The following is a 14,795-nucleotide window of genomic DNA, read 5'->3' as shown; positions in this document are numbered from 1 at the left end:
GCCGGCGAAATATGTTCAAACGGTCAAAAGAAGTCCAAAGTCCGGAACTGCGCGCATGCCTTATGCGCATTGACTGCACGCATTTCCAAACCTAGTCTCGGAGCGGATTTTCAATCATCGGAGTTGGCGTCATGGCTCAATCATCTGCCCGCAAGCCCACCAACCTGACGATAAACGCCGCCCTGGTTCGATCCGCCAAGGAACTGGGGATCAACATCTCCCAGGCGGCCGAGGATGGAATCCGTTCGGCAGTTTCCAAAACGATGGCGGATCAGTGGAAGCAGGAAAACCAGGCGGCGCTGGAAAGCTCCAATGACTTTGTCGACAGGCACGGGTTGCCGCTTGCCCGGAACCGTTTGTTCTGATGCCGCGCAACCATCTTTACCGGCTTGAACCCGACAATGTACTGGTGCTGGACGTACAGGCGGACATTCTCGACACCCTGAACACCAGGGTCGTCGTGCCGCTTTTGCCGAAGTCCGACGCGCCGGCGCCTGCGCGATTTTTGAACCCGATGTTCACAATCGACGGCATGGCACATGTGATGGTGACCCAGTTCCTGACGGCGGTTTCAGTCCAGCAACTGAGCGAGCCCGTTGGGGATCTGGACGCGTGCTTTGCGGAAATCACCCGCGCGCTCGACACGCTCTTGCAGGGGGGTCTGAATTCCCAGGGCTGGTAGTGTCCCGGGCGTTCGCTGGTTGCCCCTGTCAACTGCGGTTGGTTTTACCTGGTGGAGCCGATCAATATCCTACAGGGCGTCCGGGTTTGTCGTGGGGGCGTGGTCCCCGGGAGAAAAGGCCGTGGTGCCGCCTGTTTCCCGTGCCGCCTGTCTGGCGCAGTTCAGCAATTCCTTCCTGTCTTCCGGCTTGTGCAGCAGTCCGAGATTTGTCACCGTCGTCATGACACACGCGATTTCCTGTTGCGCATCGAATACAGGAACCGCCTGGCCGGTGATGCCGGGCAGAAGATGGTCGGTCAGTTCGGCCCAGCAGCTTGTGCGTACGCTTTCCAGGCTTGCGCGCGAGGGGCTTTTGCCGCGGAAATGCGCGGGCTGGAGCTTTCGGGCCACATCGATCTGCTTGTCCGGCAAAAAGGCCTGGAACATCAGTCCGCAAGCGGAATTGTCGACCGGCAGAACGTCGCCCAGTCCAACTGAACTGATGGAAAAGAGGGCGCTGCGGTACCAGCGCACAACAGTCGGGCCGCGCTCCGTCCAGATGGCCACGCCGGCACTCGCGGCAAAGCCGCCGGCCAGGTGCTTCATGTGCTTCGCGGCGATATCGACGGGGTCTATTCTCTTCAGGGCGCCGATGCCGATGCTCAGGGCCGTCGGTCCGAGATCGTAAAAGCCGGTCTGGGGGTCCTGCATGACCAGCCCTTCTTTCACCAGGCTCTGCAGGTAGCGATGCGCCGTCGGGCTGCCGGTGCCCGCTTTCCTGGCGATCACGCCCAGGGCCATGGCTTCGGTCCCGTTGGCGAGAATGTTCAGAAACCGCGTTGCAATGGAAACGGACTGGATGGTTCCGGAGCGTTTGGGCGTCTGTCCCGGCATGTCCTCGTCAGTCTCGCTGCTCATGAAGTCCGCACCTGCTGGGGATACCGGTGCGTCTCTCCCCCGCCGCCGTTGTTCAAACTGTTTTGCATGGGTCTCCCTCCCGTTTGTCCGTCAGGGTAGGAGGCTAACGCCGGGAGTTCAATCGGTCATCTCTGATATTTTTCGTTAAAATTCAGCTTGTTGAGAGCAAGTGTTGCGTTTCGGTAACCTTTATTTATGAGTTTTTAACTCATGTTGAAATGAGAAATCAATTCTGTATAGTGAAATCAAGTTGATCCATTGTTCAAGGGGTTGGGCAAGTTTGGACCGCATTGGTCAATGGGTCTGCTCCTCCGAAATTTGTCGCAGGCAAGATTATTCCAGCTTGTGCAAAAACATCATCATCAGGGTAATAAGATGAAACCGACTCGGATTTCGACGTTGCTTGGCAGTACGGCTGTGTTCACAATTTCACAGTTCGTTTCCTGTATCGCGTTCGCTCAAGATACTGGACCAGACGGCGCTCCAGGTGCCACTGTTCTCGAAACGATTTATGTAAGTGGAGAGAAAATCTCCCGCAGTCTGCAGGACACGGCCAGTTCGGTGGAAATCATTTCCGGCGCTGACCAGGCAACGCGCCCTGATGAACAGAGTGTGCAAAGTGCCATCAAGGACGTTCCGAACGTCTACTATCCCGGAACGGTCGGCGTCGCGCCGGTAATCCGCGGGCAGGACACGCAGGGGCCGAACACGGGGGCGGTCGCCTTCTATTCCGGCACCGTGCCACGCGCGTCGATCAATATCGACGGGCACTACCAGACCTACTTTGAAACCGTGTTCGGGGCGACGTCCATCTGGGATCTCGACCAGATCGAGGTGTTCCGCGGGCCCCAGACCACATCGCAAGGGGCCAACAGCATCGCCGGGGCGATCATCGTCAAGACCAAGGATCCGACCTTCACGCCGGAAGGCGCCATCCAGGCGGAATACGGCAGTTACAACACCCGCCGGGTGTCCGGCATGCTGTCCGGTCCCCTGAGCAACCAACTGGCCGCCCGCGTTGCGATGGACTATTACGGTCGCGACACCTTCATCGACTACATCAATTCGAGCTTTACCGAGGATGTCACGGACCTCGACATCATGTCCTTCAACGGGCGCGCAAAGCTGCTCTTCACTCCGGACGCCATTCCGGGACTGACGGCCAAGCTCACTTATTCGACGGCGCAAAACAACCAGCCGACCTATGAGGCAGCAACAGTCGAACCGTTCGACAGGCTCGAGAACTCACAGGCCAGCGTGCCGAGCTTCTATTCACGCTCGAACACGGGGATCGTCGATCTTTCCTACGAGTTTGAAAACGGTATCGTCGTCAGCAACCAGACGCAGTACAGCAAACTTTATGTCGACCGCCGCCTGGAAACCGTCGGCAATGGCGATGCGACCATCAACCAGCAGAACTGGTCGAACGAAGCCCTGTTGAATTTCGGCACCCAGGACAGCAAGTTCAGCGGTGTCGCCGGTTTTTACGCCGCACACACACAGTCGGATGAGAGCCTGCTGCTGCCGTTCAACGGGTCTCCGGATTTCGATGACACCAAAACCAACCTGGGTGTGTTCACGGAAATCGACTATCGGATCAACGAGGTCTGGACCCTGACCGGCGGCCTCCGGTTCGAAAGCGACCGGGTCAAGCGCGAAGGCCAATCTACAACGGCCGCCACGAGGGCGGTGGATTTCGACTATGACGAAACCTTCAACGCGCTCCTGCCCAAGATCGCCCTGGCATACAGCATCACGCCGGATGTGACCGTGGGCGGTCTCATCAACCGGGGCTTCAATCCCGGCGGTGTCGCATTTGACTTCCTCAACGGAACACCCCTCGCGTTCAAGGAAGAGACGTCCTGGAACTACGAGATCTTCGGCCGTGCCAAACTTCTCGACGACAAGCTGTCCGTATCCGCGAACCTGTTCTACACGGATTATCAGGACTCCCAGAGATACTTCCAGACCGTGCTTCCAGGCAGTTCGGTCACCCAGCTCCTGACGCTGAATGCGGAAAAGGCTCATGCCTATGGCCTTGAAGTCGCGATGAGCTACCAGGTGCTGGACAACCTGCGCTTCAATGCGAATGCCGGTGTGCTGAAGAGCGATATCAGCCAGTTCGACGCGCTCCCCTCGGTGGAAGGCAACGAGTTCAGCAAGGCCCCCGGCTATACGCTCGGGTTCGGCGCCGAGTGGCGCATCCTGGAAAATCTGGTTCTGTCGGCGAACGTCGAGCATTTTGACGGCTATTATTCCGACGACCTCAACTCCCAGGCATTTCAGGTGGATCCCTATACGGTCGCCAATGCCCGGGCGACGTACCAGATCCACGATCATTTCCAGATCTACGGATATGTGGACAATATCTTCGACGAACGCTCTCCGACCTATCTGGAAAACCGTCCGGGCGTCGCATCCTTTGCGATCATGTCGGCGCCGCGCATGTTCGGCGTAGGTGCAAAGGCGACGTTCTAGGGCCTTTGAGACGTCAGAAAGAAACCGGCGGCACGGGAGCAACCCGGCCGCCGGTTTTTTTTGTTCTGTCGATGTTGCACAGGCGGACATCCGCGCCGCCAGGGACGGGTTCAAAAAAGGAACCGCTGCCGGCACCGACACCGATCAACCTCGTGGCGGGATCACCTTGTGCGCGGACCAGCCTTGTACCGGTGCGAAGTCAGGTTTCCTCCCGATCCCCATCCTCGTCCGCGCCGCGATGGACGGGCTTTCCGGATTTCCTGTCTTTCTTCAATGCCTCGAAGCCGATGATGACATCGAGGAGCTCGGTCGTGATCTCGCTCTGGCGCAAGGCCTGGGTATCGGACCTGAGCATCTCCAGCCGATCGTCGACCGACTGCTCGGCCTGTTGCATCAGGGCGAGCCGGGCCGCGTTTTCCGTGACCAGTGCTTCTGCCGCCGCCCGGAACAGGCTTGCGAACAGATGCGCCCGGATCAGCGCCATGAACAGATCGCCTGGCTGCATCGAGAACGTCGGAAGGCTGCGCGAGGACCAGGGCCTGGTCGCGAGATCCTGAAGAAGGTCTGGATCGAGGGGCAGCAGGGCCGCGATCCGGGGCGCTTGCGATCCGTCACCGGAGCGGGCGAAATAGGCGAGCGAAACGGAAATTTCCCGGGGCTGGTTGCTGTGCCGGATGCTGTCCAGCCGCTTTGTCAGGAGGTTTGCGAGCCGGCCAATTCCGTCGACGGACGCAGGCGGAAACAGGGCCTTTTCAATTTTCAGCCCCTGATCCTTCAGGGCATCGGCCATCTGTGCCCCGATGCACAGGATCGTTGTGGACGGGGCATCGTTCAGCCCGATATGGCGCCTGACATGTGTGGCCAGCGCTTCATTGTAGTTGCCGCAAAGGCCATGGTCCGACCCGAAAACAACGAAGACCCGGGCCGCGACGTCCCGTGTCGTGGAGATCATCGGTCCGGTTCGGGACACAAAGGCATGCAGGCCCTCCAGAACGGTGTCGTGATAGGATTCAATGGCACGGGCCGCCTGCTCGTAGGGGGCGGAATTGATGACGGACAACGTCTTCATGGTGTGAACCACGCTGCGGATGCCCTGCATGCTGGCGGTGCGCCGGGTCAGTGCTTCAAGGGTTTGCGCCATCTTGCTTCCCGAGAGTTTGACGGGCCTGCTTTCCAAGCGCAGCCATCTGCGCGCGGGCCTCTTCGCCGAGCGGCTGGTTGTGCGCAATCTGATCGGCCAACGGGCCAAGGTCGCGCGCGGCAGACGCTCTGAGGGCGCTCATGGCCGTGAATGTGTCGGCCTCACTCAGTCCATCGAATTGCCCGTCCATGGCAGACACCAGGACGGCAAGCTGCTCAAGGGCCGGGATCGGATCGCGTTCTGCCTGCCGCAGCGACGCGCGGACGGCGGCCCCGCGCACAAGCCGGGCCCGCGTGGCATCATCCAGCCGTGTGCCGAACCGGGCGAAGTCCTCCAGCTCCTCGAATTGCGACAGGGTCACACGCAGGTTTCCGGCCACCGACCGGAACGCCTTGCTTTGGGCCTTACCCCCGACCCGGGAGACCGACACGCCCAGATCGACCGCGGGAAACTGGTTCTTGCGCACCAGGCGCGGAGACAGATAGATCTGTCCGTCCGTGATCGAAATCAGGTTGGTCGGAATATAGGCGGACAGGTTTTCCGCCTGGGTCTCGACGACCGGCAGAACGGTGATGGAGCCGCCGCCGGCGGATTGCGCGAACTGCCCGGCGCGCTCCAGCAGGCGGGCATGGATGTAGAAGATGTCGCCGGGAAAGGCTTCTCGGCCCGGCGGACGGCGCAGAAGAAGCGAGAGTTCGCGGTACGATCGTGCATGGTGGGTCAGGTCATCGAGAACCACCAGCACGTCACGGCCCTGATGCGCAAAATACTCGGCCATTGTCAGTGCCGCATATGGCGCGACATAGGCCAGGCCGGCTGCGCCCTCGTCGCCCGCGGACAGGACGATGGTGCGCGCCGCCATCCCGCCTTCGCGGATGGCGCCGATCACCTTGGCCACCGCGTCGCCGCGTTGCCCGATCGCGCAGTAGATGCAGATGACCTCGGTCTTCTTCTGGTTGAGGATCGCATCCACGGCCAGAGACGTCTTGCCGGTCTGGCGGTCGCCGATGACAAGTTGGCGCTGGCCAAGACCAATGGGCACAGCCGCGTCGACTGCCTTCAGGCCGGTCGCCAGCGGCCGCGAGATCGCCATCCGGTCGAGAATTCTCGGTGCCTCCGCCTCCACGGGCCGTTCCGCCTCGGCCTTGACCGGTCCCTTGCCGTCCTGCGGGTCACCGAGAGCATCCACGACCCGTCCCAGAAGCGCCGGACCGACCCTGGTGCTGACGACCTTGCGGGTGCGCATGACGCTTTCTCCCACGGTGACGCGGTCCGATGCGCCCAGGAGAACGACGCCCAGGCGCCCCGGTTCAAGATCGAGGACGATGCCCTGGACGCCGCATTCGAACCGCAGCAATTCTTCCGACAACGCGCGTTCCAGGCCGGTCACGACGGCAATCCCGTCGGCCACCTCTTCGACCCGTCCGATCTCGCTCAACTGGGGCGCGGGCGCCGGGCTGTCCAGAAGGGCCTTCAGAACGGTCTCGGGACCGGCGCCGATGTTGCCGGTGTCAGTGCTCATGATCTTGCGCTCTCAAATCGGTGCCGTTGGCCAGTTTTTCCGAAATCACGGCGTCGAGCCCGTCGATGTATGTGTCCACGGTCCAGGCAAGCTGCGCGCCCCCCATGCGCAGGATCACGCCGGGAGACTGTGCCGTATCCGTATCGAACCGGACAGATGCATGCGGAAAAACGGTTGCCAGCTCGGCGGTCAGACCCTCTTGCGCCGATTGCGGCAAGGGCGCATGGCTTGTCACCACCGCGCCGGTCGCCTTGCCCGCGGCGCGCTTCAGGTCAGTGGACATCGTCCTGATTTTCCGGACGAGATGATGCGCCATCCGCTCTTCCAGCGTCTCGTCTGCCAGATCGGCCAGGGCCTTGCGCGTGAGCGACAGGAGCGCACTTGCGCCGGCGCCATGCATGCGGGCGGTGTAATCGCGCGTCTCCTGATCGAGATGCGCTCGCCAGCTTGCATGTTCCTGTTCCATCCGCTGGCGCGCTTCGCACAGCAACGCATCGCGTTGTTCCTCGGCCTTTTTCCGGATCGTCTCCGTCAGGCCGGACTGGGTTGCCTGCAGGGCGCGCGTCTTTTCAAGAAACGCCGCCTCGGCTGCCTGTGCCGCCTTCTCGGCTTGCCCGGCCTCCTGCATCCTGGTCGTGATCTCCGCTTCGCGCGCGTCAATGCCATCCAGAATGGGGCGGTAGAGGAACCGCTTCAAAAGCCAGACCAGAACCAGAAAGTTGGCGATCTGGGCCGCAACGGTGATCCAGTCTATGGACATGGGTCAGCTACCCGCCGTCTGCGCCGCTTCCATTGCCGCATTCCAGAAAGGGTTCGCGAAAAGGAGGATCATGGCGACAACGAAACAGTAGATCGCCGTGGATTCGATCATGGCAAGGCTGACGAACAGCGTGCGGGAAATGGTCGGGGCCGCGTCCGGTTGCTGGGCGATCGCGGTGAGGGCGGTGGCTGCGGTGCGGCCCTCGCCGAGCGCCGGTCCGATGGCGCCGAACGACACGGTGAGGCCCGCCGTGAAGATCGAGATCGCGGCAATGAGGGCAAGGTCTGTCATGGAGTATCCTTTTCAGGCTCGGACTGTGGTGGGCGCGCGGTGGCGCTTGAGATGTAAACCGTCGCCAGGATCGCGAAGATGTAGGCCTGGATCATGCCGGTCAGGAGACCGAGCACATCCATCACCACCGGAAAGAAGAAGGGCGCGACGCTCAGGAGGATGGCCGCGATCACGGCCCCGCTCATGATGTTTCCGTAAAGGCGGATCGCCAGCGAGACCCCGCGCGAAAACTCGGAGATGATATTGAACGGGAGCATGATCACGGACGGTTCGATATAGGTCCTGAGATATCCGCCTATGCCCCGGCTGCCGACACCGAAAAGCGGGACCGCGATCAGAACGGAGATCGCGAGCGCGGTCGTGGTCGACAGGGACGATGTGGGCGGCTCGAACCCCGGAACAACCAGCAGCAGGTTCGACGTGGCGACAAAGAGGAACAGGGTCCCCACGAAGTACAGCAGATGGTGCGAGGGCCTCTGGGCGATTTCCCCGATCTGGCTCTCGATGCCCTGAACGATCACTTCCAGCATTGTCCGCCAGCGGCTCGGCGGCACGTCCGGACGCAGATTTCGCGTGATCAGCATTGACGCGACGGTGAGCAGCGCCATCACGATCCAGGTGTAGAAAACGGTCGCGTTGATGGGGATGCCCCAGGCGTCCACGATGACGGTCTGGTCGGGGGACAGGGTCATGGCGCGCCTTCGGCGGGTGCGTCGACGCGGGCAAGCGTCGTTGCGATGAATCGTGCCGCGAGGAACGCGAGACCATAGCCGGCAAAGGCCCACGGACCGCCGTGTGCCACGATCAGCCAGCCGGCCAGGAGCAGGGCAGCGATCCGCAGCACGGCGCTCAACGACAGCAGCCCGATCGTGTTCCTGCTGCGCAGGGCGAGCCGCATCCCGAGTGCCAGGCCCAGGAAGAAGACGGCTCCCATGACGGCGCCGGCCGCCAGCCCCAGCAACAGTGCGGTCCAGTCAACAACCATCATCATTCGCCTCCTTCCCTGTTTATCCACGCGGCGGCCATGATGGCGCCCAGCACGACACCGCCCAGGATCAGGGCGATCGTCCAGGAAAACCCCTGTGGTGCGACCTGGTCCAGCCAAAGACCGAGAAAAGCACCACCGACCGTCGGCACGGCGATGGCCCAGCCGACCATCCCGAATGTGCCGATGCCCCTCAGCGGGCTGGGTCCCGGATGATCGCGCGTCGACTTCATCCGCCTGGCCTGCCGGGCGATCTGCTCCGTGGATTCGTCCTGTTCCGGTGTCATTGCAGCGGCCTCTGCAACTCGGCAAACCGCCGAACCATGTCGGCCTCGAGCCGGGACAGGGCGGAGCGTGCCTGGCGCTCCTCTTCGTCCATCTGGATGAAGCTCGTCTCCACGGTGTCCTGCAGACTGTCCAGGTCGTCGCCGCGAACGCCGCGCCGGGCGGCAACGGTGATCACGTGGCCCTTTTTCACGAGCAGGCCTTCGTCCAGACCGAAGATTTCCTCCGGCCCGTCGAGAAGACGCAGTGTCATGACCGATGGCACCAGCGCGGTGACGAAGTCGACATGATTGGGCAGAATGCCGAATGCGCCATTCGGGGCCACGGCCGTCAGGCGCGTGGCCTGCCCTTCGAAGAGCGTGCGCGTCGGCAGGCGCAGGATGACGGTCATCACGGAGGCCATGCTCATGTCCCGGTCTCCAGATCATCCAGACCGCCGATCATGTAATAGGCGCTTTCGGGCAATTCGAACTCGGTCTGTGAGAGGATCGTCTCGCAACCGGCCAGGGTATCGGCGATCGGCACCTGCTTGCCCTCCATCCCGCTGAAGGAGCCGGTCGTGAAGAAGGGCTGCGTCAGGAAGCGTTCCAGCCGCCGCGCCCGCGCCACGGTGGCACGGTCGGCGGAGGACAGTTCCTCAAGGCCGAGCATCGCGATGATATCGCGCAGTTCCTCATATTCCGCCAGCGTCCGGCGCACGGCGCGGGCAATATCATAGTGCCGCTGTCCGACAACGGAAGGCGTCAGCATCACCGAGGCCGAGGCCAGCGGATCGACCGCCGGATAAAGACCTTCGCTGGCCCGCTTGCGCGACAGCACCACAGATGCCGAAAGATGCGAAAAGATATGCGCGGCCGCCGGATCGGTGAAATCGTCGGCGGGCACATAGACCGCCTGGATCGAGGTAATCGCCCCGCTCTTGGTCGAGGTGATGCGCTCTTCCAGCGTGGCCAGTTCCGTTGCCAGGGTCGGCTGGTAGCCGACGCGCGACGGCATGCGTCCCATCAGGCCCGACACCTCGGATCCGGCCTGAACGAACCGGAAGATGTTGTCGATCAGGAGCAGAACGTCCTGGCCCTTGTCGTCGCGGAAATACTCAGCCATCGTCAAGGCGGTGTTGCCAACCAGAAACCGGACGCCGGGCGCCTCGTTCATCTGGCCGAAGAGCATGACGGTCTTCTCGCGCACCCCGGCCTCGCCCATCTCGCGGTAAAGCTCCTCGGCCTCGCGCGAGCGTTCGCCGATGCCGCAGAACAGGCTTACGCCCTTGTGGTGCTGGACGGTGTTGTTGATCAGTTCCGTGATCAGGACCGTCTTGCCGACGCCGGCCCCGCCGAACAGCCCGGTCTTGCCGCCCCGTTCAATGGGCGACAGAAGATCGATGGCCTTGATCCCGGTCTCCAGGATCCGGGAATGCAGGACCCGGTCGCTCAGGTCCGGCGGCGGCTGATGGATCGAGCGGAATTCTTTCGCTGCAGGGGCTGGCTGGTCATCGATCGGCGCCCCGAACACATCCAGCATCCGGCCCAGAACACCCTCTCCGACCGGGACCCTGATCGGGCCGCCGGTCGCCTTGACCGTCATGCCGAGCCCCAGCCCGCGCACGGGGGCCAGCGCCATGGCCCGCACCATGCCCTCGCCGATCAGTCCGGACACTTCCAGGGCAATCTCGCCCGCATAGAGGAGATCGTGAATGCGGGGCACCGGACCGTCGAAGGCCACGTCGACAATTCCGCCGCGAATGGCGGCGATGTGCCCATCCGTTGAAGCATCCGGTTTCGGAGCGCCCCTGGTCGTCATCCGATTGCTTCGGCTAGCCAGATGCCGAAACCCCGGTTTTCCCGTCGTTTGCGGTCACGCCCGTTCGGCATCAATTGGTCTCCGTCGAGCCGATGCATCGCCAGCTTTCCGATGCAGGGCCTTGATCCGGCCCGCCAAATGACGGCCTCCAGATCAAGTTGGAAAACTGGATTTCAGCCTGAAGATAGCAGGAAAAAGCCCGGTAAAATTGACGAAGATCAATAGACGGCAGGAAGATGATTCAGGCCGGGAGCGGGGGACCGTTTGACCCCGGATTGCCGGGCAGCGCCTTCGTCACCCGGCGGGGGTGGCGACCGGGACTTCCGATCTCCCGGTCGCAACAGGTGCCGCGACCGAGGGTACCGGAGTATCGGGCCAGGGAAACAGGCCCGGGAAAAAGCGTCAGGGGAAAAACGCGGAGGCCTCGATGACCCGCCCGCGCCGAAGACAATTCAGTGTCTTTTCTCAGAGAAAGTCGTCTCGTCTTGGGGTGAAGCAGTCGACCAGCTTTCCGGGTTCCAGACAGACGCATCCGTGGGTCAGTCCGGAAGGTATTACAAAGCTGTCGCCTGCCTGCACTTCACGCTCTTCCTCGCCGAGGATGAACCTGAACCTGCCGCTTTCCACGAAGGTCGACTGCACGTGGGGATGGCTGTGCAGAGCCCCTTCTGCACCGGCCTTTTCGAAGCGGAATGCCACCATCATCAGTTCCGGATGATCCGCCATGACCTGACGGGTGACACCTTCCGCGGTCTTTACAACTGCAAACTCGGTCAAAGACAGTTTTCCTTCTTTTTCAAGCGATCAGCTGAACAGCATGCCGCCATTGATGTCGACGTTGGCGCCGGTCACGAACGCCGCGTCATCGGATGCGAGAAATGCCACGAGATTGGCAACATCCTCCGAGGTTCCCTGACGCTTCAAGGGCGTGGCCGCCTCGACGTTGCGGCGGACTTCCGGTTTTGTGAAGATGTTGTGGAAGTCCGTGTCGATCATGCCCGGGCACAGGGCATTCACACGGACCGCCGGGCCCAGTTCCTTCGCGAGACCCCGTGTCATGGTCATGACCGCCCCTTTCGAGGTGGCATAGGCGATGGCGCCCGGCCCGCCGCCATCGCGGCCGGCCTGGCTGGCGATGTTGACGATGGCGCCGGCGGTCAGATGCGGCAGGCAGGCCTTGATCATCAGAAAGGTGCTGGTCAGGTTGAGGTCCATCACCGCACGCCAGTGATCGAGCGACATGTCCGCGATGGTCTTGCGCGCGATCAGGCCGCCGGTGTTGTTGACGAGGATGTCGATGCCGCCGAACGTCTCGACCGTTCTGGCGACGAGAGCGTCCACGCCGGACGGCTCGTTGAGGTCGCCCTGCAGGGCGAAGGCCTTGCCGCCGGCGGCCTCGATCTTCGCGACGGTTTCGTCCGCGCCCTTGCTGCTGGAGAAATAGTTGATGGCGACACTGGCGCCCTCTTCGGCGAGGCGCATGGCGCAGGCCCGGCCGATATCCCTGCCGCCGCCGGTCACGATTGCGGTTTTGCCCTTGAGTTTCATCTTGTTTCCTTTGTGCGTGTCATTTTTCCGGGGTCTTGCCGACATCGAAAGTTTTCGGAACGACCACCTTGAAGGTCCTGTCGTCGGAATCGGTGAAATAGAGGTCGCAGTCGTAGCCCTGGTCGTCCAGGAAGCTGAAGACCCGGCGCGGGGCCGACAGCGGATAGGGCACCAGCAAGGTCGCGACCCGGTGCCGGACGGCCTTCGGGAAGGTGGCCTTCAGGCAGGTGCTCACCGGCAGGCCCTCGAATTCCGCCGGATCGACGCCCGGGAAACCCGTTTCCTGACCGAGCTGCGGCGACCCGGCCTCGGACCAGAGGAACTGGCCGTAGAAGCCGGCCTTTTCGCCCGTGTAGCGGAAGGTGGCGTCGCCCAGGGTCATCGGGGCATTGGCGTGAAGCAGCCAGTCTATCGCGACCGGCGAGCGGGCATCGATGCTGTCGACAATGACGAAATACGCTCCATTGACGAAATAGACGTCCCGAAGGACGGAGGTGACGTCGTCGTTCAGGGTGCGGTAGGCCGCCGTGGCATCGCCGCGGATGAAGATGTGATCGCCGCGGTCCTCCGCGTCGACGATCCGCCCCGCCGAGCGGATCGCCTTGGCCTTGTCCTTGCCGGCATACTGGCCCTGGCCGTCGATGAGGATTGCGTTCTTGGATCGGGTCTGGCGGCGCCAGGTCTGGTGCATCGTGCTGTTGAAGGCGACATAATGACCGGACTGGATCGCGAGATCCTCGCCAAAGGCCGCGAGGCAGAAGGCGTTCTGGTCGCCGTGGCTGTGGCTGACCGCGCCGAAGGGCGAGGCCTTCATCACGAACTGGATGTGGTTGTCCGGGTCGTCGATCTGTTGCTGGATCGCGGCCCAGCCGATGCCCTTGAACCATCTGAGCCGGTCGTCTCCCGCCGGGGGCACGGCTTCGATCTCGGGAAAGTCGGTCCTGTAGACGAGTTCGTCGAAGTTGAAGTCCCACCAGCCCCAGTTGTAGAACGCCTTTTCCGTGCCCGGATTGGTGCGTCTGATTTCGTCAAAGTACCACTGGTAGGCGCCGTTGCCGGTCACGCCGGCGTACTGGCGCAGATTGTAGCCGATCTTGACCGCGGGCAGGTCGCCCATCGTGCTGTCGTCCCCGAAGGTCGCCCGTTTGGTGTCCGGCGCCTTGGTGTAGAGCGGAAAGTCCCCTGTGTTGCGGAAGAACGGCCGTCGGTAGAGATCGAGGCCCGTGTAGGACCGGAGCAGATTGGCCGCATCGATCAGGTAGGCCATGCCGGTCATCCAGTAGTGCGGGCCCTCGGCCCAGCCGCCGTCGGCATCGCCCCAGGGCGAATAGACGGTAAACAGGAACTCGACCGCATAGTTCAGCCAGTCTTCGGCTTCGGGCGCATGGTCCAGAAGAGCGATCGAGGCCGGGACGAGAACCGCCGATACCGCGCGTACCGCATGACTGTCGAAGGGAAAGAGCTGGATGTTGGCATTCCGGATCAGATGGTCCGCCGTTTCGCGGGTGCGCGCCAGAAGGGCATCGCGCACAAGCTGGCGTTCCTCTTCACTCAACGCGTCATAAAGCCAGTCGTATCCCCAGGCGAGCGCGAGATTGACCCGGAAGGCCCATTCGTCCGTGTAGGCGCGCGAGGTCGTGCCCGTGGGAGACCAGGCTGCGGCGGCCAGCAGCCACGCGCGGGCCCGCTCCAGCATGGCCTCGTTTCCGGTGACCTTCGCACCGATCGCCAGGTGCCGGATGGCATACAGAAGCTCCTGACAATCGATATAGGTCTGCCGCCAGACCGAGGCGATGCGCGTGTGCTCCGGATAGCCTGCAGGTTCCTGCATGATCTCGCGATCCATCCAGGGCAGCACGGACTTTTCGAAGAACGTCGACCAGCTGCAATGATCCGGGTCGGCGAGGACGTCGTTGCGGAAGGCCGCGAGCCTGTCCGGCGTCATCCACAGGCGCGGATGCGACCGGTCGGCGCTTGCAAAGCGTGTGGTGCGCGACGGCAGTGGCGTTTCAGGCAGTGCCGCCCTGATCGTGAAGGTTCTGGTCTTGCTCCACGTCGACAGCGGTTCACCGGTGTGCGGATCGCAGACGGCGTAGGACCAGTGGTATTCGCCGGGCGCCAGGGCGGTGTCGGGTGTAAAGAAATTCAGGCGAATGCGGGTGTATTGCCGGGTGTCTCCAGCCGGGTAGTCCGCATCGGGAGAAATCCGCAGCACGTATTCGGCTTCGGTCTCGATCACCGGAAGCCAGGTGAATCTTGGCGGGTTCTCGACAATTTCGGACCGTTCGTCGGGCGCATACTGAATGGTCAGCCGGCCCGTCCTGGGCTGATCGAGCACGTTGGTGTTTCCGGACATGAGCGGAGAAATCCTGTTGTCTGCGAAGGGAAGGGGGCCGCGGAGATCAA

16 protein-coding genes are annotated in these 14,795 nt (G+C 62.3%); 3 read left to right on the top strand and 13 right to left on the bottom strand.

What is annotated here, in order from left to right:
- Nucleotides 1-131 precede the first annotated feature (131 nt).
- A complete protein-coding gene (locus WNZ15_RS24290) occupies nucleotides 132-365 on the top strand; it encodes a type II toxin-antitoxin system CcdA family antitoxin (protein ID WP_342895628.1) in 234 nt (77 codons plus the stop codon).
- The gene (locus WNZ15_RS24285) at nucleotides 365-682 is read left to right on the top strand and encodes a CcdB family protein (RefSeq protein WP_342895627.1); all 318 of its coding nucleotides are present in this window, start codon (nucleotides 365-367) and stop codon (nucleotides 680-682) included. Before WNZ15_RS24290 ends, WNZ15_RS24285 begins: the two co-directional genes overlap by 1 nt.
- A gap of 69 nt (nucleotides 683-751) precedes the next feature.
- Here the strand turns inward: WNZ15_RS24285 and WNZ15_RS24280 are convergent, their stop codons facing one another.
- The gene (locus WNZ15_RS24280; protein ID WP_342895626.1) at nucleotides 752-1,579 is read right to left on the bottom strand and encodes an IclR family transcriptional regulator; all 828 of its coding nucleotides are present in this window, start codon (nucleotides 1,577-1,579) and stop codon (nucleotides 752-754) included.
- 375 nt (nucleotides 1,580-1,954) lie between these two features.
- Between WNZ15_RS24280 and WNZ15_RS24275 the strand changes: the two genes are divergently transcribed.
- Nucleotides 1,955-4,057 (top strand): TonB-dependent receptor, encoded by a 2,103-nt coding sequence (locus WNZ15_RS24275; protein ID WP_342895625.1) that lies wholly within the window; start codon nucleotides 1,955-1,957, stop codon nucleotides 4,055-4,057.
- Nucleotides 4,058-4,256: 199 nt separating this feature from the next.
- Here the strand turns inward: WNZ15_RS24275 and WNZ15_RS24270 are convergent, their stop codons facing one another.
- The 12 genes from WNZ15_RS24270 to WNZ15_RS24215 all read right to left on the bottom strand — a co-directional run bounded on the left by WNZ15_RS24270 (nucleotide 4,257) and on the right by WNZ15_RS24215 (nucleotide 14,745).
- A complete protein-coding gene (locus WNZ15_RS24270; RefSeq protein WP_342895624.1) occupies nucleotides 4,257-5,198 on the bottom strand; it encodes a F0F1 ATP synthase subunit gamma in 942 nt (313 codons plus the stop codon).
- A complete protein-coding gene (locus WNZ15_RS24265; RefSeq protein WP_342895623.1) occupies nucleotides 5,182-6,720 on the bottom strand; it encodes a F0F1 ATP synthase subunit alpha in 1,539 nt (512 codons plus the stop codon). The genes WNZ15_RS24270 and WNZ15_RS24265 overlap by 17 nt, the downstream gene beginning before the upstream one ends.
- Nucleotides 6,710-7,480 carry a F0F1 ATP synthase subunit B gene (locus tag WNZ15_RS24260; RefSeq protein ID WP_342895622.1) on the bottom strand — a complete coding sequence of 257 codons (771 nt, stop codon included), beginning with the start codon at nucleotides 7,478-7,480 and terminating at the stop codon, nucleotides 6,710-6,712. Before WNZ15_RS24260 ends, WNZ15_RS24265 begins: the two co-directional genes overlap by 11 nt.
- Before the next feature lie 3 nt (nucleotides 7,481-7,483).
- Entirely contained in the window at nucleotides 7,484-7,771 is a 288-nt protein-coding gene (locus WNZ15_RS24255; RefSeq protein WP_342895621.1) for a F0F1 ATP synthase subunit C, read from the bottom strand.
- The gene (locus WNZ15_RS24250; RefSeq protein WP_342895620.1) at nucleotides 7,768-8,463 is read right to left on the bottom strand and encodes a F0F1 ATP synthase subunit A; all 696 of its coding nucleotides are present in this window, start codon (nucleotides 8,461-8,463) and stop codon (nucleotides 7,768-7,770) included. The genes WNZ15_RS24255 and WNZ15_RS24250 overlap by 4 nt, the downstream gene beginning before the upstream one ends.
- Nucleotides 8,460-8,762: a hypothetical protein gene (locus WNZ15_RS24245; RefSeq protein WP_342895619.1), complete on the bottom strand. Its 303-nt coding sequence runs from the start codon at nucleotides 8,760-8,762 to the stop codon at nucleotides 8,460-8,462. The genes WNZ15_RS24250 and WNZ15_RS24245 overlap by 4 nt, the downstream gene beginning before the upstream one ends.
- The gene (locus WNZ15_RS24240) at nucleotides 8,759-9,043 is read right to left on the bottom strand and encodes an AtpZ/AtpI family protein (protein WP_342895618.1); all 285 of its coding nucleotides are present in this window, start codon (nucleotides 9,041-9,043) and stop codon (nucleotides 8,759-8,761) included. The genes WNZ15_RS24245 and WNZ15_RS24240 overlap by 4 nt, the downstream gene beginning before the upstream one ends.
- Nucleotides 9,040-9,450 (bottom strand): ATPase, encoded by a 411-nt coding sequence (locus tag WNZ15_RS24235; protein WP_342895617.1) that lies wholly within the window; start codon nucleotides 9,448-9,450, stop codon nucleotides 9,040-9,042. The genes WNZ15_RS24240 and WNZ15_RS24235 overlap by 4 nt, the downstream gene beginning before the upstream one ends.
- Nucleotides 9,447-10,841 (bottom strand): F0F1 ATP synthase subunit beta, encoded by a 1,395-nt coding sequence (gene atpD, locus WNZ15_RS24230; RefSeq protein WP_342895616.1) that lies wholly within the window; start codon nucleotides 10,839-10,841, stop codon nucleotides 9,447-9,449. The genes WNZ15_RS24235 and atpD overlap by 4 nt, the downstream gene beginning before the upstream one ends.
- Nucleotides 10,842-11,306: 465 nt before the next feature.
- Nucleotides 11,307-11,567 (bottom strand): cupin domain-containing protein, encoded by a 261-nt coding sequence (locus WNZ15_RS24225; RefSeq protein WP_342895690.1) that lies wholly within the window; start codon nucleotides 11,565-11,567, stop codon nucleotides 11,307-11,309.
- 78 nt (nucleotides 11,568-11,645) lie between these two features.
- Nucleotides 11,646-12,389 (bottom strand): 3-oxoacyl-ACP reductase family protein, encoded by a 744-nt coding sequence (locus WNZ15_RS24220; protein WP_342895615.1) that lies wholly within the window; start codon nucleotides 12,387-12,389, stop codon nucleotides 11,646-11,648.
- A gap of 19 nt (nucleotides 12,390-12,408) precedes the next feature.
- Nucleotides 12,409-14,745 (bottom strand): DUF4962 domain-containing protein, encoded by a 2,337-nt coding sequence (locus WNZ15_RS24215; RefSeq protein WP_342895614.1) that lies wholly within the window; start codon nucleotides 14,743-14,745, stop codon nucleotides 12,409-12,411.
- Nucleotides 14,746-14,795: the final 50 nt, after the last annotated feature.

Origin of the sequence: Roseibium sp. AS2 (assembly GCF_038900065.1) — a bacterium.
Lineage (GTDB): Bacteria > Pseudomonadota > Alphaproteobacteria > Rhizobiales > Stappiaceae > Roseibium.
The sequence above is the reverse complement of the archived record's forward strand: the minus strand, read 5'-3'. Positions and strand labels throughout refer to the sequence as shown.